Origin of the sequence: Sphaerisporangium rufum, from assembly GCF_016863395.1 — a bacterium.
In the GTDB taxonomy this organism is placed as follows: Bacteria; Actinomycetota; Actinomycetes; order Streptosporangiales; family Streptosporangiaceae; genus Sphaerisporangium; species Sphaerisporangium rufum.
This window is the reverse complement of the sequence record NZ_BOOU01000055.1, coordinates 43813-67270: the sequence shown is the minus strand read 5'-3', so window position 1 is coordinate 67270 and position 23458 is coordinate 43813. Positions and strand designations below refer to the sequence as shown.

Annotated in this window: 22 protein-coding genes; 11 read left to right on the top strand and 11 right to left on the bottom strand. The window is 72.0% G+C overall.

Translation table 11 applies throughout. The features are described 5' to 3' along the window. Positions 1-3: 3 nt before the first annotated feature. Positions 4-888, bottom strand: coding sequence for a sulfotransferase family protein (locus tag Sru01_RS20885; RefSeq protein ID WP_203989037.1), 885 nt, complete (start codon positions 886-888; stop codon positions 4-6). A 167-nt stretch (positions 889-1055) separates the two neighbouring features. Here Sru01_RS20885 and Sru01_RS20880 point away from each other — a divergent pair, with 167 nt between their 5' ends. Next, on the top strand, positions 1056-1982 hold the full coding sequence (locus Sru01_RS20880; protein ID WP_239137615.1) for a S66 peptidase family protein: 927 nt from the start codon (positions 1056-1058) through the stop codon (positions 1980-1982). A gap of 103 nt (positions 1983-2085) precedes the next feature. Continuing rightward, the gene (locus tag Sru01_RS20875; RefSeq protein ID WP_239137614.1) at positions 2086-2919 is read left to right on the top strand and encodes a hypothetical protein; all 834 of its coding nucleotides are present in this window, start codon (positions 2086-2088) and stop codon (positions 2917-2919) included. On the opposite strand, the gene Sru01_RS20870 is transcribed toward Sru01_RS20875, so the two are convergent. Together Sru01_RS20870 and yczE are read right to left on the bottom strand one after the other, a co-directional pair. Continuing rightward, positions 2901-4721 carry a glycoside hydrolase family 15 protein gene (locus Sru01_RS20870; RefSeq protein ID WP_239137613.1) on the bottom strand — a complete coding sequence of 607 codons (1821 nt, stop codon included), beginning with the start codon at positions 4719-4721 and terminating at the stop codon, positions 2901-2903. The two genes, Sru01_RS20875 and Sru01_RS20870, sit on opposite strands and share 19 nt — an antisense overlap. A 42-nt stretch (positions 4722-4763) precedes the next feature. Then, complete coding sequence (gene yczE, locus Sru01_RS20865; protein ID WP_203989032.1) at positions 4764-5369, bottom strand: membrane protein YczE; 606 nt, start codon at positions 5367-5369, stop codon at positions 4764-4766. A gap of 64 nt (positions 5370-5433) precedes the next feature. Here yczE and yczR point away from each other — a divergent pair, with 64 nt between their 5' ends. Further along, on the top strand, positions 5434-6873 hold the full coding sequence (yczR, locus tag Sru01_RS20860; RefSeq protein WP_203989030.1) for a MocR-like transcription factor YczR: 1440 nt from the start codon (positions 5434-5436) through the stop codon (positions 6871-6873). Here the strand turns inward: yczR and Sru01_RS20855 are convergent. Next, complete coding sequence (locus tag Sru01_RS20855) at positions 6857-8368, bottom strand: peptide MFS transporter (protein WP_203989028.1); 1512 nt, start codon at positions 8366-8368, stop codon at positions 6857-6859. The genes yczR and Sru01_RS20855 overlap by 17 nt on opposite strands. Before the next feature lie 287 nt (positions 8369-8655). Between Sru01_RS20855 and Sru01_RS20850 the strand changes: the two genes are divergently transcribed. The 3 genes from Sru01_RS20850 to Sru01_RS20840 all read left to right on the top strand — a co-directional run bounded on the left by Sru01_RS20850 (position 8656) and on the right by Sru01_RS20840 (position 12557). Next, positions 8656-10497, top strand: coding sequence for an AMP-dependent synthetase/ligase (locus Sru01_RS20850; RefSeq protein ID WP_203989026.1), 1842 nt, complete (start codon positions 8656-8658; stop codon positions 10495-10497). Positions 10498-10548: 51 nt separating this feature from the next. Then, positions 10549-11574, top strand: coding sequence for a hypothetical protein (locus Sru01_RS20845; protein ID WP_203989024.1), 1026 nt, complete (start codon positions 10549-10551; stop codon positions 11572-11574). A gap of 155 nt (positions 11575-11729) precedes the next feature. Further along, positions 11730-12557, top strand: coding sequence for a hypothetical protein (locus tag Sru01_RS20840; RefSeq protein ID WP_203989022.1), 828 nt, complete (start codon positions 11730-11732; stop codon positions 12555-12557). A 104-nt stretch (positions 12558-12661) separates the two neighbouring features. On the opposite strand, the gene Sru01_RS20835 is transcribed toward Sru01_RS20840, so the two are convergent. Continuing rightward, complete coding sequence (locus Sru01_RS20835) at positions 12662-12958, bottom strand: hypothetical protein (protein WP_203989021.1); 297 nt, start codon at positions 12956-12958, stop codon at positions 12662-12664. A 149-nt stretch (positions 12959-13107) separates the two neighbouring features. Beyond that, positions 13108-13416: an integration host factor, actinobacterial type gene (mihF, locus tag Sru01_RS20830; protein ID WP_203989020.1), complete on the bottom strand. Its 309-nt coding sequence runs from the start codon at positions 13414-13416 to the stop codon at positions 13108-13110. A 261-nt stretch (positions 13417-13677) separates the two neighbouring features. Here mihF and Sru01_RS20825 point away from each other — a divergent pair, with 261 nt between their 5' ends. Together Sru01_RS20825 and Sru01_RS20820 are read left to right on the top strand one after the other, a co-directional pair. Further along, entirely contained in the window at positions 13678-14952 is a 1275-nt protein-coding gene (locus Sru01_RS20825; protein WP_203989019.1) for a M14 family metallopeptidase, read from the top strand. A gap of 110 nt (positions 14953-15062) precedes the next feature. Further along, the gene (locus Sru01_RS20820) at positions 15063-15626 is read left to right on the top strand and encodes an SRPBCC family protein (RefSeq protein ID WP_203989018.1); all 564 of its coding nucleotides are present in this window, start codon (positions 15063-15065) and stop codon (positions 15624-15626) included. A gap of 150 nt (positions 15627-15776) precedes the next feature. Here Sru01_RS20820 and Sru01_RS20815 read toward each other — a convergent pair whose 3' ends face one another. Further along, positions 15777-16298, bottom strand: a complete 522-nt coding sequence (locus Sru01_RS20815; protein ID WP_203989017.1) for a TspO/MBR family protein — start codon at positions 16296-16298, stop codon at positions 15777-15779. Between the two features lie 594 nt (positions 16299-16892). Here Sru01_RS20815 and Sru01_RS20810 point away from each other — a divergent pair. Both Sru01_RS20810 and Sru01_RS20805 read left to right on the top strand, forming a co-directional pair. Then, positions 16893-18281 (top strand): hypothetical protein, encoded by a 1389-nt coding sequence (locus Sru01_RS20810; RefSeq protein WP_203989015.1) that lies wholly within the window; start codon positions 16893-16895, stop codon positions 18279-18281. 318 nt (positions 18282-18599) lie between these two features. After that, the gene (locus tag Sru01_RS20805; RefSeq protein WP_203989014.1) at positions 18600-19076 is read left to right on the top strand and encodes a hypothetical protein; all 477 of its coding nucleotides are present in this window, start codon (positions 18600-18602) and stop codon (positions 19074-19076) included. An 85-nt stretch (positions 19077-19161) separates the two neighbouring features. Here the strand turns inward: Sru01_RS20805 and Sru01_RS20800 are convergent, their stop codons facing one another. The 4 genes from Sru01_RS20800 to Sru01_RS20790 all read right to left on the bottom strand — a co-directional run bounded on the left by Sru01_RS20800 (position 19162) and on the right by Sru01_RS20790 (position 21271). Next, entirely contained in the window at positions 19162-19413 is a 252-nt protein-coding gene (locus tag Sru01_RS20800; protein WP_275412194.1) for a DUF397 domain-containing protein, read from the bottom strand. Further along, positions 19410-19655: a Scr1 family TA system antitoxin-like transcriptional regulator gene (locus Sru01_RS36615; protein WP_373869532.1), complete on the bottom strand. Its 246-nt coding sequence runs from the start codon at positions 19653-19655 to the stop codon at positions 19410-19412. The genes Sru01_RS20800 and Sru01_RS36615 overlap by 4 nt, the downstream gene beginning before the upstream one ends. A gap of 469 nt (positions 19656-20124) precedes the next feature. Continuing rightward, the gene (locus tag Sru01_RS20795) at positions 20125-20556 is read right to left on the bottom strand and encodes a hypothetical protein (protein ID WP_203989013.1); all 432 of its coding nucleotides are present in this window, start codon (positions 20554-20556) and stop codon (positions 20125-20127) included. A 175-nt stretch (positions 20557-20731) separates the two neighbouring features. Continuing rightward, entirely contained in the window at positions 20732-21271 is a 540-nt protein-coding gene (locus tag Sru01_RS20790) for an NUDIX hydrolase (RefSeq protein ID WP_203989012.1), read from the bottom strand. A 428-nt stretch (positions 21272-21699) separates the two neighbouring features. On the opposite strand from Sru01_RS20790, the gene Sru01_RS20785 reads away from it, so the two are divergent. Beyond that, positions 21700-23376, top strand: coding sequence for a DEAD/DEAH box helicase (locus tag Sru01_RS20785; RefSeq protein WP_203989011.1), 1677 nt, complete (start codon positions 21700-21702; stop codon positions 23374-23376). Positions 23377-23458: the final 82 nt, after the last annotated feature.

Below are 23458 nucleotides of genomic sequence, written 5' to 3'. Positions count from 1 at the left end.
CGGTCAGCGGTAGCCGAGCCGGGCCAGCTCGCCGGCGGCGATCTTCTCCACCAGCGCCGCGTCGTCCGGCCGCAGCCGGGTGCGCCACCGGCCCACCTTGGGCGCCACCGCGCCGTACAACGCCACCGTCGACACCCGGGTCTCCAGGAACGCCGAGACCGCGGCCATCGTCGCCGCCGGATCGGCGGCCATGTCCTCGTAGCGGACGGTGAGCAGCTGGTCGCGCGGCAGGTCCTGGCGCAGCGCCGCGCTGAGCCGCACCGCGCTGCGCCACCGCAGCGCGCACTTGCCGGCGGTGTCCATCCGCGCCCACTTGTCGCGGTGCTCGGCGGAGTTGACGCCGAGGAACGGGTTGGGGAACTCGGTGTCGTCGCTCAGCATGCTGGTGCGGAACCAGCTGAGGCACGCCCGGTCGGCCAGCATGTCGGCGGCCACGTCCCGGCCGTCCCGGATCAGCTGGACGAACCGGGCGTCGGGAAACGCCTGCAGCAGCACCGGGGCGCTGTACAGCAGGTCGGGGTTGGCATCGCCGAAGCGCACCACCCCGCCCGGCGCCGCGCACGGCCCGCCGCCGGTCACCGCGCCGGCCTCCCGGCACGGCGCCGGGCAGTCCGCGCAGGCCCCCGGCACGATCTGCCAGGCCTCGGCGAGCGCGTCGCGCAGCACGCGCACCGCGCCGCCCCCCTTGCGGCGCATGATGGACGGCCGGCGGGCGAAGGCGTAGACGACGTGGGCGACCGCCGCCCGGCCCATGGTGAGGTGGAACCCCGGGGAGCGTTTCAACGCGCGGCCCAGCAGGTCCGCGCCGGAGTGCGGGGCGCCGACCACGAACACCGGCCGGCGGACCTTGATGCCGTTGACCACGAGAATGTGGGTGGGGGGTCGCATAAGTGAGGACAGTCTGACAGCCTTTGCGAGATGAACGTACCGGCCACGTCCCGCCCGCGGGTGGCACGTGACGCCATCCGGGTAAGACTACTGATTGTGGCGAGCTTTCCAGCCGGCCGGCCCGGCCCGCCGGCCCGCGCGGCCCGCGGAGATCGCGGAGCCGGGGGGTGACCGCGCGGCGGCCCTGGGTGCCCGCCCGGCTGCGGCCGGGGGACACCGTGGCCGTGGTGGCGCCGTCCGGCCCGGTCGACCCGGTGCGGCTGGCCCGCGGCCGGCAGGTGCTCGGCGACCTCGGTCTCACGGTCGTCGTCATGCCGCACGTGCTGCACCGCCGCGGCCACCTGGCCGGCTCGGACGCCGGCCGGGCCGCCGACCTGCAGGAGGCCTGGTGCGACCCGCAGGTGCGCGCGGTGATCTGCGCCCGCGGCGGGTACGGCGCCACCCGGCTGCTCGGCCTGCTCGACTGGCCGGCCATGGCGGCGGCCCGGCCGAAGATCCTGCTCGGCTCCAGCGACGTGACCGCCCTGCACCAGGCGTTCGCCGCGCGGCTCAACGTGGCCACCTGCTTCGGCCCGATGCCCGCCAACGACCTGATCGGCGACCCGGGCCCGGACGGCGAGGCCACCCGGGCCAACCTGCGGGCCGCGCTGATGGCCGACGACGCCCCGGGCCCGGTGGCCGGTGACCGGGTGATCGTGCCCGGCAGGGTGGAGGGGCCGCTGACCGGCGGCAACCTGGCGCTGCTCGCGGCGCTGTGCGGCACCCCCTACGCCATGCGCGCCGAGGGGCGGCCGGTGCTGCTGGAGGACGTCGGCGAGGCCCCGTACCGGGTGGACCGCATGCTCACCCAGCTGTCGCAGGCCGGCTGCCTGGCCGGCGCCACCGGGTTCGCGCTGGGCTCGTGGACCGACTGCGAGGACCCGATGCCGGTGCTGGTCGAGGCGCTGGCCCCGCTCGGCGTGCCGGTGATCGCCGGGTTGCCCATCGGCCACGGCCGGCCGCAGCTGACCGCCTGGCTGGGCGCCGACGCGGTCATCGATACGCAATCGTGCTCGTTGACCTGCCTGTTCCGCGACCCGGCCACGGCACCGTGAACCCTCGTTCGGGGGAAGACGACAGCGTGGTTGGGGGCCTTTCGTGGGCTGGAAGTGGTGGCGCCGGCGGGGGCGGCGGGCGGCCGGGCGGCCGATCGAGGACGTGGATCTCGATTCCCTGCTCGCGCTGGTGGCCGACGGGCTCGGTTACGCGTGCGCCTTCGAGCCCGGCGGCGAGGTCCTGCTGCTGACCGGCCCGCGCCGGGTGCGGGTGCGGCTGACCGGGCTGCGCCGCGAGGCCGGCCGCCGCCCCCGCGAGGACTGGCCGATGCTGGCCGCCGAGCACCTGGCCCGCGCGGTCGCCCGCGACGAGCACCTGCCCGACGCGTGCGAGTACGCGGAGGTCCGCCCGCTGCTGCGCACCGCCGTGCTCGGCGCGGACGCGCTCGGCGAGGAGCGGGTGGTGGGCCGGCACATCGGCGCCGACCTGGTGGAGATCCTGACCGTGTCCGGCCGGCCGGTCCGCCCTGAGGAGGCGTTCTGCTGGCCGGTGCCGCCGGCCGAGGCGCTGGACGCCGCGGCGGAGAACGTGCTGGCCGACGAGCGGCTGAGCACCGAGCGGGTCGACCTGGACGGCACCCCCGCCTTCGTGATGACCGGCTCGGCCAGCGCCGCGGTGCACCTGCGCCGCATCGACCACTACCTGGTCGTCTCGCCGGACGGCGTCATGGTCGCGCTGCCCCGCCCCGGTGAGATGGTCGTGCATCCCATCGGCGGCCTTTCGGTGATGCACGCCATCGAGCGGCTGTGGCTGCTGGCCCGCCACCAGTACCGCACCCGCGACGACGGCCTCAGCCCGCACGTCTACTGGTGGCGGGCCGGCCGGCTCACCCGCATCCAGGCCGACCTGGTGGTCCAGGACGGCCGGCGGCGGCTGGTCGTCGCGCCGCCGCCGGAGTTCGCCCGCCTGCTGGCCGGCTACGCCCGCGGCGCCTGATCCAGCAGGTCGGCGTAGCGGGGCATGCAGCTGGCCCGGGACAGGGTGTGCGCGGTGTGGATCAACGGCACGTGGCTGAAGGCCTGCGGGAAGTTGCCGACCAGCCGCCCATACCGCGGGTCGTACTCCTCCGCCAGCAGCCCCACGTCGTTGCGCAGCGACAGCAGGCGCTCGAACATCTCCACCGCGTCCCGGCGGCGGCCGATCATGGCCTGGGCCTCGGCCAGCCAGAAGCTGCAGGCCAGGAACATCCCCTCGCCGCCGGACAGGCCGTCCACCGAGTTGTCCTGGGCCATCGGGTAGCGCATGACCAGGCCTTCCTCCATCAGCTCGCGCTCCACCGCCGTCACGGTGCCGACCACCCGCGGGTCGCGCGGCGGCAGGAAGCCGGTCTGCGGGATGAGCAGCAGCGCGGCGTCCAGCTCGCGCGAGCCGTAGGACTGGGTGAAGGTCTCGCGGACCGGGTCGTAGCCCTTCTCCAGCACCTCGGCGTGGATGCGGTCGCGCAGCGCCCGCCACCGGTCCACCGGGCCGCTCTGCCCGAAGTGCGACACCTGGCGGATCACCCGGTCGGCGGCCACCCAGGCCATGACCTTGGAGTGCACGAAGTGCCGGCGAGGGCCGCGCACCTCCCAGATCCCCTCGTCCGGCTCGTCCCAGTGCGACTCCAGGAAGTCCATCAGCGACCGCTGGATGGCCCAGGTACGCGACAGGGCGGCCAGCCCCGAGGCCCGGGAGACGAACAGGCAGTTGGTGACCTCGCCGTAGATGTCCAGCTGGAACTGGTCGACCGCGGCGTTGCCGATGCGCACCGGCCGGGACTCCTCGTACCCCTCCAGCCACGGCAGCTCCAGCTCCGGAAGCCGCCGCTCGCCGGCGACCCCGTACATGATCTGCAGGTCCTGCGGCCGGCCGGCGATCGCGCGCAGCAGCCACTCGCGCCAGTCGCGGGCCTCGTCCACATACCCCGCGCACAGCAGCGCGTCCAGCGTCATGGTGGCGTCGCGCAGCCAGCAGTAGCGATAGTCCCAGTTGCGGACCCCGCCGAGGTCCTCCGGCAGCGAGGTGGTGGGCGCGGCCACGATGCCCCCGGTCGGCGCGTACGTCAGGGCCTTGAGGGTGATCAGCGACCGGACGACGGCGTCCCGCCACTGCGGCTCGGTGTGCGGGTCGCAGCGGCCCACCCACTCCTGCCACATCGCCTCGGTCTCCTCCAGCTCGGCGAACGGCTGGATCGGCTCGGGGCTGGGGGAGTGCGAGGGGTGCCAGGTGAACACGAACGGCAGCCGGTCGCCGGCGCTCATCCGGAACGTCGCCCGGTGGGCGTAGTCGCCGCCGCGCAGCGGTACCGGTGACATCAGCCAGGCCGAGTCCGGGCCGCCGATGGCCTGCAGCAGCCCGTCGGTGCGCCGCACCCAGGGCACGATGCGGCCGTAGTCGAAGCGGATGCGGACCTGGGTGGCCATCTCCACGGTGCCCGCCAGGCACTCCACGATGCGGACCAGGTCGGGGTTGGCCTGCCGGGGCGGCATGAAGTCGGTCACCCGGACCGTGCCGTCCTCGGTGTCCCACTCGGTCTCCAGGATCAGCGTGTCCCCCCGGTAGCGGCGCCGGGTGCTGAGCCGGCGGTCGGGGCCGGCCGGACCGATCCACCAGCTGCCGTTGCGCTCGTCGCCGAGCAGGGCGGCGAAGCAGGCGGGGGAGTCGAAACGGGGCAGGCACAGCCAGTCGATCGAACCGTCCCGCCCGACGAGGGCGGCCGACTGCATGTCGCCGATCATGGCGTAGTCCTCGATCCGCATGCCCGTACGCTAGCCGGTTATGCCGCCGCACGTCGGCGCAGGTCAGGGCCTAGGGCGCATCAGCGGCATGAAGAACTGGGTCAGCGGGCCGATGGCCAGCGCGAAGACCACGGTGCCCACCCCCACCGTGCCGCCGAGGATCCAGCCGGCCACCAGCACGGTGACCTCGATCAGGGTGCGGGCGGCCCGGATGGACAGCCCGAGCCGGTGCAGGCCGGTCATCAGGCCGTCGCGCGGCCCCGGCCCGAGGCCGGCGCCGATGTACAGCCCGGTGGCGGCGGCGACGAACACCACGGCCGCCAGCAGGTAGACCCAGCGGACGGCCAGGTTCGCCGGGGTGGGGGCCAGCCAGATCGTCGCGTCGGCGAACAGGCCGAGCAGCACGATGTTGGAGATCGTCCCGATCCCGGGACGCTGGCGCAGCGGGATCCAGAACAGCATCACCGCGGCGCCGACCAGGATGATCCAGGTGCCGATCGACCAGCCGGTCCGCACCGCGAGGCCCTGGTGGAAGACGTCCCAGGGGTCGTTGCCCAGCCGGGACTCCACCTGCAGGCCGATGCCGGCCCCGTACAGGGCCAGCCCGGCGTACAGCCGGGCCAGCCGGCCAGGGAACGAGCCGAGGTCGGGGAGGGAGAGTTCGCTCATAATGGCCCTCATCTTTCCGGCCATTGGCTTGCCGATAAAGGGCCAATAAGGGAAAGTGGCCTTGATGGACCGTTATCTGAGCGCGCCCCAGCTGGCCCGGCTGGTCGGCGTCCCGGCGGGTGCCCGGCCCTACTACCGGGCGCTCGCCGAGGCGGTGCGCGCGCTGATCCTGGACGGCCGGCTGTCGGTCCGGGTGCGGATGCCCGCCGAACGCCACCTGGCGGCCGCCCTCGGGGTGAGCCGCACCACCGTGACCGCCGCCTACGACCGGCTGCGCGCCCAGGGCTACCTGGACAGCCGCCAGGGGTCGGGCAGCTGGACGGCGCTGCCCGGGCCCGGCTCGCTGGGCGTGGAGAACCCCTGGCTGGCCGCCGACGGCGACGGGCTGCTGCCGCTGCACTGCGCGGCGCCGGCCGCCACCGCGCTGCTGCCGGACGCGGTCGCGGCGGCGGCGACCGACCTGCCGTGCCACGGGCTCGGCACCGGCTACGACCCGGTGGGGCTGGCGCCGCTGCGGGCCGCGATCGCCGCCCGCTACACCGCCCGCGGGGTGGCCACCCGACCGGAGCAGATCCTGGTCACCGCGGGCGCCCAGCACGCGATCCACCTGGTCATGACGCTGCTGGCCGGGCCGGGGGACCCGGTGGTGGTGGAGTCGCCGACCTATCCGCACGCGCTGGACGCGGCCCGCACGCGTGGCGTGCGCCTGGTGCCGGCCGGGGTGCCCGACAGCGGCTGGCACCTGGACCTGCTGACCGGGGCCCTCCGCCAGTCCGCCGCCCGCCTCGCCTACCTGATCCCCGACTTCCACAACCCCACCGGGCTGCTGATGTCCGGTGCCGACCGCGCCGCGCTGGTGGCCGCGGCCCGGCGGTACGACACCACGCTGGTGGTGGACGAGAGCTGGGCGGAGCTGGCGCTGGACGCCGGACCGCCGGTCGCGCCGATGGCCGCCCACGACACCGACGGCCGGGTGATCAGTATCGGGTCGGCGTCCAAGCTGTGGTGGGGCGGGCTGCGGATCGGCTGGATCCGCGGCACCGGCGCGCTGGTCCGCCGGCTGGCCCTGCTGCGCGCGTCGGTGGACATCGCCGCCCCGCTGCTGGAGCAGCTGGTGGTGGCCCGGCTGTTCGACCGGATCGAGGAGACCCGGGCCGAGCGCCGCCGCGACTTCACCGCCTCCCGGGACGCCCTGGTCGCGGCGCTGCGCGCCGAGCTGCCCGACTGGCGGTTCACCGTGCCCGCCGGCGGCGGCTTCCTGTGGGTGCGGCTGGACTCGCCGGCGGCCACCCCGCTGGCCGAGACGGCGGCGGCCCAGGGCGTGCGGCTGGCGGCGGGCCCGTGGTTCGGCGTGGACGGCACCCTGGAGCGTTACCTGCGGCTGCCGTTCACCCTGCCGCCCGCCGTGGTGACCGACGCGGTCCGGCGGCTGGCCGCCGCCCGGGCGGCCGGCGCCGGCCCGGCCGGGCGGCCGCCGCGCCCGCCGCTCATCCCGACCCTGTGACCGCCGGCGCGGGCGGCCGGATCTCGCCCATCAGAACGCGCAGCCGCCGGGCGAAGACGAGCAGCACCAGGGACGCGGCGACGGCGATGGCGGCCAGGGTGAGGAAGTAGGCGGGGCGGGACAGGTAGGTGAGCAGGCGCGCGGTCTGGCCGCCCACCGCGTCCCCCACCGCGAAGGACAGGTACCACACGCCGAGCATCTGGCTCTGGAAGGCCCGCGGCGCCAGTTCGACGGTGACCGACAGGCCCACCGGGCTGAGCGCCAGCTCGCCGAACACCTGCACCAGGTAGACCAGGGCCAGCCACCACACCGACACCTTCCCGGCCTGGGCCATGCTCGCCACCAGCGCCATCAGCGCGAAGCTGGCTCCGTTCATGAACAGGCCGAAGGAGAACTTGTGCGCGGCGCCCACCCGGTCGCCGAGCCTCACCCACAGCACCGCGAAGACCGGGACGAGCAACATGATCAGCAGCGGGTTGATCGACTGGGTGGCGGCGGCGGTGATCCGGTGTCCGAACACCGTCAGGTCGGTGCTGGTGGCGGCGAAGTCGTTCAGCACGGTGGGTGCCAGGTCGTAGATCATCCAGAAGATCGCCGCCGCGGCGAACAGCCAGATGTAGGCCTTCATCCGGGAGCGCTCGCCGGTGGTCAGCCCGTGCGCGCCGAGCAGGATGTAGGCGAAGTAGGCGACCGGCACGATCAGGATCAGCACGGTGAGCGCGACGGTGAAGCGGTCCACGGTGAGCGTGCCGCTCGCCGCCCACAGCGCCATGGCCAGCGCGGCCGCCGGGACGGCGGTCCCGGCGACGAGCAGCAGCCGCCGCCGTTCGGCCGGCGTCAGGCGGTGTCCCGGGGCGGTGCCGGCGCCGCGCAGGTGCCGGCCGCCCAGCACGTACTGGGTCAGCCCGAGCGCCATGCCGACCGCCGCCGCGCCGAACCCCAGGTGCCACCGGTCGCCCTTGGCCAGCTCGCCGACCACGTAGGGGGCGATGAACGCGCCGAGGTTGATGCCGAGGTAGAAGAAGGAGAACCCGGCGTCGCGCCGGGCGTTGTCGTCCGGCGGGTACAGCCGGCCGACCATGCCGGCGATGTTGGGCTTGAGCAGGCCGGTGCCGGTCACGATCAGCCCGAGGCCGAGCCAGATCGTCGCCGCCCCGGTCACCGGGACGGCCATGCTGATGTGCCCGGCCATGATGATGACGCCGCCGGCCAGCACCGCTCGGCGGGCGCCGAGGATGCGGTCGGCGATCCACCCGCCGGGCAGCGCCACCAGGTAGACCAGCGCCCCGTACACCCCGACGACCGCGGTGGCGGTGGCCTTGGGCAGGCCGAGCCCGCCGCTCGCCGCGCCGGCGGTGAGGAAGAAGAACAGGATCGCGCGCAGCCCGTAGAAGCTGAACCGCTCCCACATCTCGGTGCCGAACAGCGTGAGCAGGCCGCGCGGATGCCCGAAGATCTTTCTCTCCGGTGCCGCGGATCCGGTCGTGGTGGTCATGCGGGTACGCCCCCGTCCCGATGGCCGTGCACGCGCCGGCGGCCCCCGCCGGCCGGCGCGTGACGAGAAGATGCCGTGTTTTGTGGTTGATATCCGAAAAAGTGGCATTTGACCAAATGGCTGAACGCGCCGCGACGGATCACTCACTCTATGTCATGTCCGGTGGTGGCGAGGCCGCGGTGGGACGCGATATTCGTGGCCGGATCGCCACCTCCTGGGACTTGTCCGGTATCGGCGCGTTGTGGTGCGATGCAGGCCACTCGGCGGAATTTCCAGGGAGGCAGGACATGGGCGGACCCGGAGTAATCGCGGAACGTTCCGAGATCGAGCGGGAGATCGCCGGTCGCACCATCTGCGAGCAGCTACGGGTGACGGCCGAGCGCTTCCCCGACGCGCCCGCCTACTCCGACCCGGCCGGGGACGGCTGGACCACGCTGACCTACGGCCAGGCCCGCGAGCGGGTGCTCGCCATCGCCGCCGGCCTGACCGCGCTCGGCCTGGCCCCCGGCGAGGCGGTCGCGCTCATGATGGTCAACCGCAGCGAGCACGTGCTCGCCGACCTCGGCGCCGTGCACGCCGGCGGGGTCTCCTGCTCGATCTACGCCACCTTCGCCCCCGAGCAGGTCGCCTTCGTCGCGCAGGACGTCGGCGCCCGGATCGCCGTACTCGGCGGCGCCGCCGAGCTGGCCCGCTGGCGGCCGGTGCTGGACCGGCTGCCGGGGCTCCGTAAGATCATCATGCTGGCGGACGTGCCGGACGGTGACCTGTTCATGAGCTGGGCGGACTTCCTGGCGCTCGGCGAGCGCGAGCTGGCCGCCGCCCCCGAGGCCGCCGAGGCGCGCGCCGCGGCGGTCACCTCCGCCGACGTGCTCAGCGTGCTGTACACCTCGGGCACCACCGGCAACCCCAAGGGCGTCCCGCTGACCCACGCCAACATCTTCTACGAGGTGGTGGCCACCGACCGGATGACCGCGCTGCCCGCCCAGGGCGCGCAGATCTCCTACCTCACCTACGCCCACATCGCCGAGCGGGTGCTCAGCCTCTACCTGCCGCTGTTCAAGGTGTCGCACATCCACTTCTGCACCGACCCGGCCGAGCTCGGCGCGGTGCTCGGCCGGGTGAAGCCGGTGCTGTTCTTCGGCGTGCCGCGGGTGTGGGAGAAGATGATGGCCAAGCTGCAGGCCCTGCTGGCCGGGCAGCCGGAGGAGCAGCAGCGCGCCGTCCGGGAGGCGATGGCGGCCGGCCTCGCCTACGTGGAGGCCGGCCAGCACGGCCGCACGCCCGGCCCGGAGGTCACCGCGGCCTACGAGCAGGCCGACGCCGCGCTGCTGTCGATCATCCGGTCGATGATCGGTTTCGACAACGCCGGCTGGCTCGGCACCGCCGCCGCGCCGATGCCCGCCGAGGTCCAGCGGTTCTTCGCCGGCCTCGGGCTGAAGGTGCTCGACGTGTACGGCATGACCGAGACCAGCGGGGCGTTCACCGCCAACGCCATCACCGCCTACAAGCTCGGCACCGTGGGGCGCCCCGGCCCGGGGGTGGAGGTCCGGATCGAACCCGACGGCGAGATCCTCACCCGCAGCCCGGCCAACACCGCGGGTTACCTGAACCGGCCGGAGGCGACCGCCGAACTGTTCGACTCCGACGGCTGGCTGCGCACCGGGGACGTCGGCTCGGTGGACGAGGACGGGTTCGTCAGCATCCTGGACCGCAAGAAGGAGCTGATCATCACCGCGGGCGGCGAGAACATCTCGCCGGCCAACACCGAGAACCTCCTCAAGGAGCACCCGCTCATCGGGCAGGCCCTCGCCTACGGCGACGGGCGGCCCTACGTGGTCGCCATCCTCACCCTGGACGGCGAGCTCGCGCCGGTGTGGGCGCGCGGCCGCGGCATCGAGGCGGCCACCCAGGCCGAGCTGGCCGGGCACCCGGACGTCCTGAAGGAGGTCGAGGCCGCGGTGGCCGCCGCCAACGCGCGGCTCGCCCGGGTGCAGCAGGTCAAGCGCTGGCGGCTGCTGCCGGTGGAGTGGACCGCCGAGACCGAGGAGCTCACCCCGAGCCTGAAGCTCAAGCGGCGGGTCATCCACGCCCGGTACGCCGAGGTCATCGAGGAGCTGTACCGGGACTGACCGGCGCGCCGGGCGCGTCCCGCACGGCGGTGCCGTGGTGTGATCGATCGCATGCGAAAAGTGATCGAACGGCGCGGCCGGCGCTTCGGCCGCCGCGCGCGGTGCACCCGGCCCACCGGATGTCCGGCGCCGGCGGTACGGCCGGATCCCGCCGTCCCGGCCGCCGTCTCCGCCGCCGGGCCGGCCGCCGTGCCGGAGGGCCGGCTCGTCACCGGGCCGGCCGCCGTCCTGATGACCGCGCTGATGACCGCGCTGATGACCGCGTTGGTGAGCGTGCTGGTAAATGTGCTGGGCCCCGGGCCGTTCCCCGGGTCGGGCGCCGCGGCCGAAGCCGCCACGGCGAGCAGGGCGGGTGCTTCGGGGACGACGGCCGCCTCCCGAGCTGCGGGCGCTTCGGGCGCGGCGGATGCCTGGGGACAGGGGCCGCCGCCGGAGGGCCGGCCGGTCATCCGGTCGGTGCGGGTGCTGCCCGCCGCGCCGGTGGCCGGGCCCAAGGGCGCGGCCCGGCTCACCGTGGAGGTGGTGGCCCGGGGGGCCACCGGTCCGTCCGGGGTGACCGTGCGGGTCGAGCCGGCCCGCGGCCGCCGGCCCGCCGGCCGGTCCGGCGCGGCGCCCGAGGCGGGCGGCGGCTGGGAGGTGTGGCGGTTCAACCCGCCGGTCGGCCTCAGCCGGTGGTACCCGGCCGGTCGCTGGCGGGTGGTCGCGACCGCGCGCGGCGCCGGCGGCCGCCGGGCGACCGTGGAGCGCTCGTTCCTGTTCCGCAAGGCCAGCATGCTCAGCGGCGTCCGGCTCACCCGGCTGCCCGGGCGGCCGCGCGCCCTGCGGATGACGGGCATGCTCATGCGGGTGGACCCGAGCGGGCGGTTCGGTTACTGGTCGTTCCCCGGGCAGCGGGTGCTCGTGCAGTTCCGCCGGCACCACGGTGACCGGTGGCGGACCGTGGGGACGGCGCGCACCGACGCGGACGGCTACTTCACCGAACGAGTGAAACGGTCAAAAGGTGCATGGCGTGCTGTATATCGAGGAAACCTCCGTTATGCGACTACTCATACCGGAAGTCGGCGAGCGCCGCATTAGGCCGACAAATGTCCCAACATCCCAGGTGTGGCGGCGATAGTTGCCGATTCGTTATCTTTTATCGCGTTATTTCCTGCAACTTTTTTCTCTCTCGTGACATCTAGGGAGTAGGCCCCCATCCGGGGATGCCTTCTCCACAGGGAGAGGAATTCCGCATGATGCAACGGATCGCCACCGCACTGGTGGCGGTGGCCGTGGGCGCGTCCGCGCTCGCGGCGGCGGGCCCGGCGTTCGCCGAGCCCGCACCGGAGTCCGCGGTCATCGACTCCGTCCGGGTCAGCCCGGACCGGGTCGTGCTCCGCGGGCGGGACCGCGCGGAGGTCACCGCGACGGTCCAGACCACGGGAGCCGAGAAGGTGGAGATCGGCTTCGAGCCCACCGGGAACGGTGGCCGGCCGGACTGCAACCCGTGCACCGGCCGGGCGAAGGCGTCCGCGGGCGGCTCGCCGCAGGTCTGGTCCCGGTCCATCGTGCTGGACCGGGGCGACCCGGACGGCAGATGGCTGGTCAAGGTGAAGGCCACCGGCGAGGACGGCAAGGTGGTCAGCGCCACCGCCTCGTTCCTCGTCCGGCACGAGAACCGGTACCACGGCCCTCGGGCCACCCGGATCGAGCGCTTCAACGCCGCGCCCGAGCCGGTCCGCAAGGGCCGCAAGCTGTCGCTGACCGGCAGCCTGCGGGCCGCACGGTGCCATGACGACCAGTACTGGGACGGTGACACCTTCGTCGTCGGCGGCTCCCGCTGCCGGGACGGCGGCGGCTGGCACCGCTGGCACCAGGTCGGCCGGCAGGACCTCGAGGTGTACTTCCGCCCGTCCGGGTCCGCGCACTGGCGCCACCAGGGTTCGATCGACACCGATGCCGACGGCGACTTCTCCGCCTGGATCCGGGCCTACCGGTCGGGCACCTGGAAGGTCGTCTTCGACGGCTCGCGCGGCCTGACCGGTTCGTCGGCGGCCGACTACGTGAAGGTCGTCCGCTAGCCGGCCCGCTCCGGCCCGGCCCCGCCCGCGCGGCGGCGGCCCGGCGCCCGGTGTCGGAGGGGAGATCCCCGCGATGCCGGGCGCCGGCCCGTTTCCGGCCGCGGTCATTCGCCGGGGTCGCGGGCCAGTTCCAGGGCCGTCAGGTCGACGGCGCTCAGCGTCAGGATGTTGGCGATCCGCTCCAGGTGCATCCCCGCGTCGGCCAGCCGGGTGATGGTGACCGCGGTCCGCAGGAAGACCCGGCCGATGTCCACCTCGTCGACGTCCGGCATGTCGCGGCGGAAGAAGTCGGCGAGCTGCTGGCCCACCTCCCGGTCGGCGTGCACCTGGGGATCGTTCAGGTCGGGGCTGGACAGGATGTCCGCCAGATCCCTGCGCTCGTCGTCGGTGAGCCCGCTCAATGGTCGCCTCCCGCCGGGGATGTCGTCACCCCGGGAGACTATGCCGTCCGGCCGCGGCGCGGAACGGCGCGGGCCTGTCCGGCGGCCGGCGCGGGGACGGCTCGCGGCCCGTCCCCCTCGCCGGCCGAGGCCCGTGGGCGGTCGAGGGGTCAGTCGGACACGGCCTCGACCAGCTTGCGGCGCTGCTGGACGCCGAGGCCGCCGATGCGGCGCTTGTCGTCGACGCCGGCCCGCTCCATCAGCGCGGCCGCCTTGGTCGGGCCGATGCCGGACAGGGCGCGCAGGGCCTGCGACACCTTGATCTTCTTGGCCGTCTCGTCCTCGCGCTTGAGGAGGTCGGCGAGGGTCAGATCGCCGCTCTTCAGCTGGGCGAGGACCTTGGCGCGCGCCTGGCGGGCCTCGGTTGCCTTGACCAGCGCGGCCTGGCGCTGCTCGGGGGTGAGCACGGGGAGGGCCATCAGGTACTCCTTGGCTGGTTCGATGTCATCGGCCGCGGGGGCGCGGCCGCTGGTGCGGTTGGCTGTGTGTTACCCCCACGACGAGCGTTAATCATGGTTCTGCGGCTGATGTCCGGAGTGGGAACCGGCTTCTGTCCTGCGGCGCCACGCCCGGCGGGTCGTTGAATTCGGCCGCGGGGTGTCCGACGATCGACCTGACCGTCAGTGCGGGCGCGTGACAATCTCCCCCGGATCGCCCGATCAAGCGATCAGGAGGAGACGATGGGACGCCGCCTGCTCGCGGCCCTGGTGACGCTCGTGGCGCTGTGCGCGAGCCTGACGCCCGGCGCGGGCGCCACCGCCGAGCCGCCGCCCGCCCGCCAGTACCGTGTCGACGGCCCGGACTCCGCCCGCCAGCGGAGCCTGGTCGCCCGCACCGGAGCCTCGATCGACGAGGTCAGGGCCTCCTCGGTGGTGGTCACCGCCTCCCGGGCCGAGGCGGACCGGATCGCCGGGCTCGGCTACCGGCTGACCGCGCTGCCCGGCCCGCGGCCGCCGCAGCGGCCCCGGCCGCAGGACTTCCCGGGCGAGGACGCCCGTTACCACAACTATCCCGAGCTGAGCGCCGCGGTGGACCGGCTGGTCGCCGCGTCCCCGGCGATCGCGCGCCGGTCCCGCTACGGCACCACCGCGCAGGGCCGCGCGCTGATCGCCGTCAAGATCAGCGACAACGTGGCGGCCGACGAGAACGAGCCCGAGGTGCTGTTCACCGCCCACCAGCACGCCCGCGAGCACCTGACCGTCGAGATGGCCCTCTACCTGATGAACCTGCTCACCACCGGTTACCGGTCCGACCCCCGGATCACCCGCCTGGTGGACTCCCGGGAGATCTGGATCCTGCCCGATCTCAACCCCGACGGCGGCGAGTTCGACATCGCCACCGGCGCCTACCGCTCCTGGCGCAAGAACCGGCAGGCCACCCCCGGTTCCCCCTACATCGGCACCGACCTCAACCGCAACTGGGCCTACCGCTGGGGCTGCTGCCGCGGATCCTCCGCCTCGCCGCCGGACGAGACCTACCGCGGCGCGGCCGCCGAGTCCACTCCGGAGGTGCGCGCGGTGGCCGACTTCGTCCGCGGCCGGGTCGTCGGCGGCCGGCAGCAGATCAAGGCCGCCATCGACTTCCACACCTATAGCGAGTTGGTGCTGTGGCCCTACGGGTACACCTATGGCGACGCCGCGCCCGGGATGAGTCAGGATGACGCGGACGCCTTCGCCGCCCTCGGCCGAAGCATGGCCGACGCCAACGGCTATACCCCGCAGCAGTCCAGCGACCTGTACATCACCGACGGCGGCATCGACGACTGGCTGTGGGGCGCCCACAAGATCTTCGGCTTCACGTTCGAGATGTATCCGAGGACCTTCCTGCCGGGCTTCTACCCGCCCGACGAGCAGATCGTCCCGCAGACCTCGCGCAACAAGGAGGCCGTGCTGCGCCTGCTGGAGTACGCCGACTGCGTGTACCGCATCATCGGCCGGCAGGCGCGGTACTGCTGACACCACCACCCCTATAGGGGGCTGTCGCCCGCCGCCCGGATCGGCCATCGTGGAAGCGAGTGAGCCGTCGGGTGCCGCGTGGGGTGGTGCCGGGAGAGCCGGGAGGGCGAATGGACGACGCGGTGGGAGTGACGGACGTGACCGACGGACCGGAGGCGGCGGGCGCGGTGGATCCACTGGCGGCGGTCACCGGGGCGCACGTCGAGGTGGAGGCCACCCTCGACCTGCCGCCGGAGCGGGTCTGGGAGCTGGTCACCGACGTCGCCCGCGTCCCCGAGTGGAGCCCGGAGTGCTGGAAGACGGAGTGGCTGGACGGCGCGGACGGCGGCGTGCGGGCCGGCCGGCGCTTCGCGGGCAGCAACCGGCGGCAGGACCGCGAGTGGACGGTCACGTGCCTGGTCACCGAGGCCGACGCGCCGCGCGCCTTCGGCTGGTCGGTGCTGGACCGGGCCGAGGACCCCGAGCGGCCCTCCTCGCGCTGGCGCTACGAGCTGGCGCCCGCCGGCCCCGGCCGGACCCTGGTCCGCCACTCGTTCGTGCACGGGCCCGGCGAGAGCGGTCTGCGCGAGATGATGCGCGCCAACCGGGAGATCGCCGCCATCATCCTGGAGGTCCGGCTCGGCGAGCTACGCCGCCACATGACCGACACCCTGCAGGCCATGACCCGCACCTGACGGACAACCGGCGTGGCGGTCGTCGAGGTCGAGGACCACGGCGGTGCCCCGCCCCGGCCGGCTGCTCGCGGCGCCCCCCCAGCAGCGCGCCGCCGCCCGGTGCCGGGTGGCACACCGCCGAGCGCCGGGTGGCGGCCGGTCCGGGTGCCGTCAGGCGCGGGGATTGCGGCGGACGATGGCCGCGTTCAGCGCGGTGGCGAACAGCGTCCAGCCGGCGTAGGGGAGCAACAGCAGCCCGGCGGTCCGGTCGGCGCGCAGCGTCCGCCGGGTCAGCGCGGCGTTGGAGACGTTCAGCGCCACCAACTCGGCCAGTGCCGCCCGCGGTCGCCGCAGCTTGAAGAACAGCGGCGTCCAGGCCGCGTTCAGCGCCAGGTTGACCCCGAGGGCCCGGGCCAGGGCCGGCCGCTCGGCCTCCCCGGCCCGCGACAGCGCCCGCGCCCCGGCGTAGGCGATCAGCACGTACAGCGGCGTCCACACCGCGCCGTAGGCCGGGGGTGGCGGCTGCCATGAGGGCTTGTCCAGCCGCCGGTACCACCGCGACTTCGGATCGGTGGCCAGGCTCCCCGCCACCGCCGTCACCGCCGTCGCCAGCGACGTCTTCACCAGGCTCGACTTCTTCATGCCGTCCCCGTGCCCGCTGACCACCTGATCACACCGATGGCCGAGGCCCATGCGGACAGGGTCTGTCCAGCGACGGCTCTGCCGCGGAAGACCCGTGCAATGCCGCCCTGGCGACCTGCGCAACGGCGATATCCACCCGCCTGGCCGCGGGGTTCGCCCTCGGCGCCACCCCTGCCCGGCGCCTGCGCTATGTGCTCGACAAAAAACCAACTGCAACCGGTCGTCATTCCCTCTTCACTTTCGGAAGCGAGAGCCCGCGTCTACACACTCCTCCAGGAACGGCGTTTAGCTTTGAGGACGGTCACTATAGAGCTTTAGGGCGACGCCTGATTCGGCCCTGTTTCAGACGGGTACGCCACAGTGCCCAAAGCGCGGTAAAAGCGAGGTTAGTCGTCTTTCGCCGAACATCAACGAAGCTGTCGAGCTCTAGGGGCGAGATGAGCTGGGGCGGGACCGCTGCAGCGCTTGATCTTGGCCTCGGCTGGTGGAAACCGGTGACCAGCGCGAGCAATCTGCTCGTGCAGACACTTGGTAAGGAGGCTCGGTGAGGTCAGACTGAATCCTGCCCACGAAGGCCTTGCGCGCATGCGAGCACTTCCATCTATCCTGCTAGCCGGAGGCGTCATGGCACGGGAGAGTGAGCCGATGGGTGATCCGCGCAAGTGGGTGAAGACTGGTTCTTTATGGCTCGCGGCAATGTTATTGGCTGCAGGAGGGCCACTGCTGCTTGCCTGGTTGGCCATCTCCCGCGAGCCGAAACAATGGCATTGGAATGATTGGGTAAATCAATTCACGCAGATTGCTGCGGGAGTGATCTTCTTTGCTCTGGCCTCGTTATTTGGGCGTAAGAGTGAGAAGCGTTCTGAGGCCCTCGCGAACGCTGAGCTGATCACATCGATGGGTATTCTCTCGACGAGCAGCGCGCGTGCCTATGCAGGAAATGACGCACAGGCGATCAGAATCGCGGCAGACGCTCGTGCGGCTCTCCAGCATTACCCGCGAGCCCGATATGAAGAACAGTGTCGACTGATATCGAAAATCGTTGATTCATATAGTGATCTCGTGTTCGGTACTTTCAGTCGCGCGGACGGGCTTCCTCGATCAATATGGGCCGGCTTGCTGGCTGGAGCGGTCGATGTGATTGCCGACGCGCAGCAATTAGCTGATAGGACTGGCCGTCGACATCACAGTCGGAAGCGCCAACTTGTGGACATGGTGGAACATGTCAGATTCGCGATCGACATGGGAGGCGAATTGCGTGAGGCCGATGAGGTGGTGACTCGGACGCCGACCGGGACATCTCCGCCGAGGGATCTCGAAGAAGTGTGGCGCAAGGAATATGGTGGAAGTTCCGAATCGTTGTCACGAGTCTCGCGGCTGGAGGTTCTGTACCGGCGGGAGCTGACAGTGGCACACAACTGGAATGTACTTAAAGAAAATGCTGAGAAGCTGAAGTGCTCCGCTGCGCTACACGACATCTGGGACACGGACGACTGGTTTTCGCCATGGTTTGTGCGACGTCTGGGCAACGGACTGCTTGAAGCGGTGAACGTTGTCGGTCATTCTCTGGCAAACGAACCGGCTCGATTCGATCGGATACCGGATACACCACAGGTGCCTGTTCATCCGATCCCGTTGAAGCATTCCGAAATTCCGCGCGGCATGCGTGACACTACGATCGCGAATCATTGCCGAGTTCTGGAGACGGCCGCCGCGAACACTATATGTGTATTAACCTACCGGGTCAAATGTTTCGACCGGATTCCGCGAAGGATCGTACTCGACGGGAATCACCGGCTGGCTGCCGCACGACGACTTGCCGCCTCGCCGGGAGCGCGGCTGCAACCTATACGTGTGCTGGAATTTCTCATCGACGAACATGAGCGCCTTGACTTGATGATGCCCCCTCCCGAGGATTTCAAGTACTGGAAATGGCATGGCTTCACGCCTGACGTGCAAGTGGTCCGATCGTTTGGGCGACCCATCACCCCGGAGTCGGGTCCTTGGCACACGCCCCCGAATGAGCCTCACTGAGCGATGACGATATTCTCCTTCCTGTGAAGACCAGGGCTGGGACTGTACGGTCCAAACACGAACCGTTGGCTGGACGCCGCGGGAGAAGTCGGTGTCGGAGCCGGTAAGGCGGGTGATGACGGCCGCGTGCAGCCGGTTGGTTGGGTTTAGTGATCATGATGCAGGTGCAGGCAATGTCAGATGGTCGAGTAGGGGCGCCCTTTGCGGTGGGCGTGACCGACGGACCGGAGGCGGCAGGCGCGGTGGATCGGCTGGCGGCGGTCACCGGGGCGCGCGGAGCCGATTAGACATTGATAGACCAATGCCATGAATATGCAGGTGTGGGCTTCGCTGTTCGGTGTGGTGCTGGGCGGGCTGCTGTCATATCTGGCGCAGTTCACCACGGTCCGGGTCGCCGGCCGTAACGAGGAGAGGCGGCAGGCGGCGCAGCGGGCCGAAGCCCGGCGAGCGGAGCGGTTGGAACTTCTGCGGGAGTTCGTCACGATCGCACAGGAGGGCATTCGCGTCGCCGAGGAGCGGGATCAGGCCCCGGACTGGGCCGCCGCGGGAACGCCGGAGTGGTTCGCCGCGGGCCGCAGCGTCATCGACCGCCTCTGGGTGGCCGAGCGCATGATCCAGATCCTGTTCCCGCCGCGGCTGTACCGGCTCGCCCGGACCTATGCGAGCGCGGTGGATCATGTCCTGTGGCGGCTGCCCGATCAGATCGCGGCCGAGGGGTCGATGTGGCACCACCTCCGAGACCCGCAACATGAGTTCCTGGAGGCCGCCCGCACCGAACTGGGCGCACACCCATGATGTGCCCGGGCGCCACGCATGGTGGCCGGCCATTCGAGCACGGCATGGCGTACTCGAAGGGCCAAATCGCCGGATCAATTGATCTTCATGGTGCGGCGAAATCGAATTCGCCCAGTTTGATGCCGGAGATGAAGGCATGCCATTCCGTACGGGTGTAGAGGATGATCGGGCCGTCGGGGTGATGGCTGTGGCGTAGGGCGACTCGTCCGCTGCCATCGGGGAGCGGGCCGGCTTCTACGCAACTTCCGCCGCCGTTGTCGCTCATCGTGCTGATGTGCCACGGGATCCGGGCCACGAGGTTTCGGTCTAACTCGTCACGATTTTCTGTCACGTTCACCGGAGCTCCTCTGCCAGCGAGGCGATGATCCTGGCCGACTGCTCGGGGTCGAGCGTCCGACTTCGCAATTCATCGTACGTACGTACGAAGCGCTGACTGTCCGGAGCTTCCACGTAAATGGCGCCTTTCGGAGTCTCGGCGTACCCCACCTCGGGGAGCGGCTCCGCCATGGTGAAGACGCGGAAGGCGCCGGTGGGGCTGGCGTGCGCTCCGGCGGTGAATGGCAGGACGCGTAGCTCGATGTTCGGCCGCCGGGGTGATCTGGGTCAGTCATCGCCCGGAGGCGCGAGGAGTGACGACTCCTTTGCGCAACGGCCGGATGCGGATGACGAGATCGGGCTAGAGGTGGTTCAAGGGCTGCTCGGAGGGCTGCCCCGGGTGTTCGCCCGCATTCGGGATCAAGGTCACGGGGAGGACGAGCGGTCCGACTTGAGGGTGGTGGCGCTCGGCCTGGCGCTTCCTGACGGTGGCGCCGCCACTGTCGAAGTCGGTGGCAACGGGTTCGGCCGGTGGGGGAGTGCCGAGCGGGCGGCCTGGGTCTTGGGCGGCGAGTGCGTCTGGCTCCGCGGAGCTTGATTTCGCATTCTGGAAGCGGCGCCCGAATCGCCCGGCGGGATCACCGGAGATGTGCGCCGGTGCTGCGATCGGCCGGTAGGGCTTGCGCGGTGGGGCCGGCCGCCTCGGCGGGGGAGGGGGCCGGCTCGTCCGGTGTCAGGCGGGGATCTGCTTCTCGTACCAGGTGTAGTAGATGTAGGTGCTGCCGGGCCCGGTCATCGTGCCGTAGACCTGCCAGAAGGTCATGGCGCCGGGGGTGAAGCGGAAGACCTTGTCGCCGGGCCGGTCGTCGGTGAACACGCTGGTGGACCCGTCGGAGGCCCGGATACGTACCTCGATGGTGAAGGTCTCGGTGTCGGGGATGTCGAGGCAGACCTCGTAGGTGGTCGCCGGCCCGGTGATGTTGTAGATACGGCCGTCCACCGCCCCCCGCTGGAAGTTGGTGGGGATGTAGCTTTCCAGCACCCGGGTGTACCCGCCGGTGGAGCAGTCGACGGCAGGGGTGTCCGCGGACGCGGGACCGGCGCCGGTGAGCATGGCGCCGAAGAGGCCGGTGGCGACGGTGAGAGCGGAGATGGTGCGTTTCATGCTTCTCCTCATCCGTGCGGTGCTCTCCAACCGGGTAGTTGAAGGTTGAATTGATTTTGGGCCGGTCGCCGTACGCCGACAAGGGCGGGCGGTGATCCCGGCACGGGGGAGTCGGACGGCCTGCGTTCCGCCCCTTGTCAGGGAACCTCGCCTGTCCGTGACCCAGGTGAAAGGTTCACGACCACAGTTCGAACGGCTCGTCGACCTCCTGCCCGTCGAGGAGGGGGCCGAGCAGTGCGGGCAGCCGGCCGGGGTAGAAGCGGTCGCCGCTGCCGAGCACCTCGGGCACCGGCCACCAGCGGTGGCCGAAGTAGGCGTCGTGCTCGTAATCCAGGCGCCCTGCCCCGTCGATGTCCGCACCGGGGACGGCCAGGCGCACCGTCGCGACCACCTCGTGCTGCAGCCGCCGGACCGCCCCGTGCCGGAACGAGGAGTGACGCCGCCAGGCCGGCGGCCCGACCTGGCCGGGCGCCACGACGATCCCGGTCTCCTCGCGCAGCTCCCGGACGGCGGCGTCGCGGTAGGTCTCCCCGGGGTCGATGCCACCGCCCGGCAGCTCCCACCAGGTGCCCAGATCGGGATGGTCGGGGTCGCGGGTGTGGAACAGCAGCAGCCGGCCGGCGGTGTCCAGCACGACCACCCGGACCACGTCGCGTTCGACGACCGGCAGGCCGTCATCGGGCAGGGGGCCTCCGCCGCCGGCATCCATGATCATCGTACGGCTCCCTCGGTTTCCGGCCTTGGCGAGCGGCAGTCGATTCGTTCATGCCGGCGCCGGGTGCGGCGACGCCGCCCTGCTCCGCGGCAGGCGGTGCCGGGGAGCTCCTGGTGATCGACTTTGCCGCTATGCGGATCATCCCAGATGCGTGCGTTCGGGACGGGATCCGGTGGACGTTCCCGCCTGGCGAAGCGCCGGTGCGCGGGGCGGCGGATCGGGCTTGGCGGGGGCTGAAGTAAACTTTGCTCCTCCCGTTGATGTGGAAGGACTTCACCACCAGGAGTGGGGCGCCCGGACCGCCCGCGACGCCGCGCCGTGCGGCGGCGGCCCCGGGTCCGGCCTCCGTCGGACGGGAAGCATGCCATGACGCGCACCATGGCGACAAGGCGATCCATGCGCACCCGTACCGACCGAGGAGCCCGATCATGACCCCCGACGCCGCCCTGGACACCTCCGGCTTCGCCGAGCTGGGACTGCGTCCCGAGCTGCTGCGCGCGCTGGCACAGCTGGGCTACGAGGAGCCGACGCCCATCCAGAGCGAGGCGATCCCGCCGCTGATGGCCGGCACCGACCTGCTCGGCCAGGCCGCCACCGGCACCGGCAAGACCGCCGCGTTCGCGCTGCCGATCCTGGCCCGGCTACCGTCCGGCGAGCGCTCGGGCGACCCGTTCGCCCTGGTGCTGGTGCCCACCCGCGAGCTGGCCGTGCAGGTGTCGGAGGCGGTGCACCGTTACGGCCGCGAGCTCGGCACCCGGGTGCTGCCGATCTACGGCGGGCAGCCCATCGGCCGCCAGCTGCGCGAGCTGCAGCGCGGCGTGGACGTCGTGGTCGCCACCCCCGGCCGGGCGCTGGACCACATCGGCCGCAAGACCCTGCGCCTGGACGCGCTGGAGATCGTCGTGCTGGACGAGGCCGACGAGATGCTGGACATGGGCTTCGCCGAGGACATCGAGGCGATCCTCGTGGAGACCCCCGAGAGCCGGCAGACCGTGCTGTTCTCGGCCACCATGCCGCCGCGCATCGACGCCATCGCCCGGCGCCACCTGCGCGAGCCGGTGCGCATCCAGATCGAGCGCGAGTCCACCGCCCCCGGCGAGGCCCCCCGGGTCCGGCAGAGCGCCTACGTGGTGCCCCGGGCGCACAAGCCCGCCGCGCTCGGCCGGGTGCTGGACGTGGAGGCGCCGGAGGCGGCCATCGTCTTCTGCCGCACCCGCGAGGAGGTCGACCACCTCACCGAGACGATGAACGGCCGCGGCTACCGGGCCGAGGCGCTGCACGGCGGCATGGGGCAGGAGCAGCGCGACCGCGTGATGGCCCGGCTGCGCAACGGCACCGCCGACCTGCTGGTCGCCACCGACGTGGCCGCCCGCGGGCTGGACATCGAGCAACTCAGCCACGTGGTCAACTACAACGTCCCCTCCGCGCCGGAGGCCTACGTGCACCGCATCGGCCGGGTCGGCCGGGCCGGCCGCGAGGGCGTGGCGATCACGCTGGCCGAGCCGCGCGAGCACCGCATGCTGAAGACCATCGAGCGGGTCACCAAGAGCGCCATCACCGTCGAGAAGGTGCCCACGGTGGCCGACCTGCGGGCCCGGCGGCTGGAGCTGACCCGCTCGGCGCTGGAGGAGAGCATGCTGGAGGACGACCTGGAGCAGTTCCGGGTCGTGGTGGACACCCTCGCGGACGAGTTCGACCTGGTGGAGATCGCGATGGCCGCGGTCAAGCTCGCGCACGAGGCGAGCGGCGCCGCCGCCGACGAGGAGGAGATCCCCGAGGTGCCGCTGCGCGGCGACCGGGACCGGGGCCGCCGCGAGCCGGCCGGCCGCGGCGAGCGCCGGCCGCGCGCGGTGGCCGGCGGCATGACCCGCATCTTCGTCGGCGCCGGCCGCAGCGCGGGTGTCCGGCCGCGCGACCTGGTCGGCGCGATCGCCGGCGAGTCGCGCCTGGGCGGGCGGGAGATCGGGGCGATCGAGATCGCGGACCGGTTCTCCCTGGTCGAGGTGCCCGACCACGCGGTGGAGGACGTGATCTCCTCGCTGCGGCAGACCACCATCAAGGGCCGTAAGGTCACCGTCCGCCGGGAGCGCTTCGAGCCCCGCTGACGACCGGTGGCGCCCCGCGCCAGGACGGTCCCCGGGGCGCCGGGGGCAAGGCCGCCCGGTGGTCACGCCGGAGGGCCGGCGC

Bases quoted from the DNA above. Each gene is read 5' to 3' on its own strand.
- Sru01_RS20885 (WP_203989037.1), bottom strand. From the start codon at position 888: ATGCGACCCCCCACCCACATTCTCGTGGTCAACGGCATCAAGGTCCGC.
- Sru01_RS20870 (WP_239137613.1), bottom strand. From the start codon at position 4,721: ATGCGGATCGAGGACTACGCCATGATCGGCGACATGCAGTCGGCCGCC.
- yczE (WP_203989032.1), bottom strand. From the start codon at position 5,369: ATGAGCGAACTCTCCCTCCCCGACCTCGGCTCGTTCCCTGGCCGGCTG.
- yczR (WP_203989030.1), top strand. From the start codon at position 5,434: ATGGACCGTTATCTGAGCGCGCCCCAGCTGGCCCGGCTGGTCGGCGTC.
- Sru01_RS20855 (WP_203989028.1), bottom strand. From the start codon at position 8,368: ATGACCACCACGACCGGATCCGCGGCACCGGAGAGAAAGATCTTCGGG.
- Sru01_RS20850 (WP_203989026.1), top strand. From the start codon at position 8,656: ATGGGCGGACCCGGAGTAATCGCGGAACGTTCCGAGATCGAGCGGGAG.
- Sru01_RS20845 (WP_203989024.1), top strand. From the start codon at position 10,549: ATGCGAAAAGTGATCGAACGGCGCGGCCGGCGCTTCGGCCGCCGCGCG.
- Sru01_RS20840 (WP_203989022.1), top strand. From the start codon at position 11,730: ATGATGCAACGGATCGCCACCGCACTGGTGGCGGTGGCCGTGGGCGCG.
- mihF (WP_203989020.1), bottom strand. From the start codon at position 13,416: ATGGCCCTCCCCGTGCTCACCCCCGAGCAGCGCCAGGCCGCGCTGGTC.
- Sru01_RS20825 (WP_203989019.1), top strand. From the start codon at position 13,678: ATGGGACGCCGCCTGCTCGCGGCCCTGGTGACGCTCGTGGCGCTGTGC.
- Sru01_RS20820 (WP_203989018.1), top strand. From the start codon at position 15,063: ATGGACGACGCGGTGGGAGTGACGGACGTGACCGACGGACCGGAGGCG.
- Sru01_RS20815 (WP_203989017.1), bottom strand. From the start codon at position 16,298: ATGGGCCTCGGCCATCGGTGTGATCAGGTGGTCAGCGGGCACGGGGAC.
- Sru01_RS20810 (WP_203989015.1), top strand. From the start codon at position 16,893: ATGGGTGATCCGCGCAAGTGGGTGAAGACTGGTTCTTTATGGCTCGCG.
- Sru01_RS20795 (WP_203989013.1), bottom strand. From the start codon at position 20,556: ATGAAACGCACCATCTCCGCTCTCACCGTCGCCACCGGCCTCTTCGGC.
- Sru01_RS20790 (WP_203989012.1), bottom strand. From the start codon at position 21,271: ATGATCATGGATGCCGGCGGCGGAGGCCCCCTGCCCGATGACGGCCTG.
- Sru01_RS20785 (WP_203989011.1), top strand. From the start codon at position 21,700: ATGACCCCCGACGCCGCCCTGGACACCTCCGGCTTCGCCGAGCTGGGA.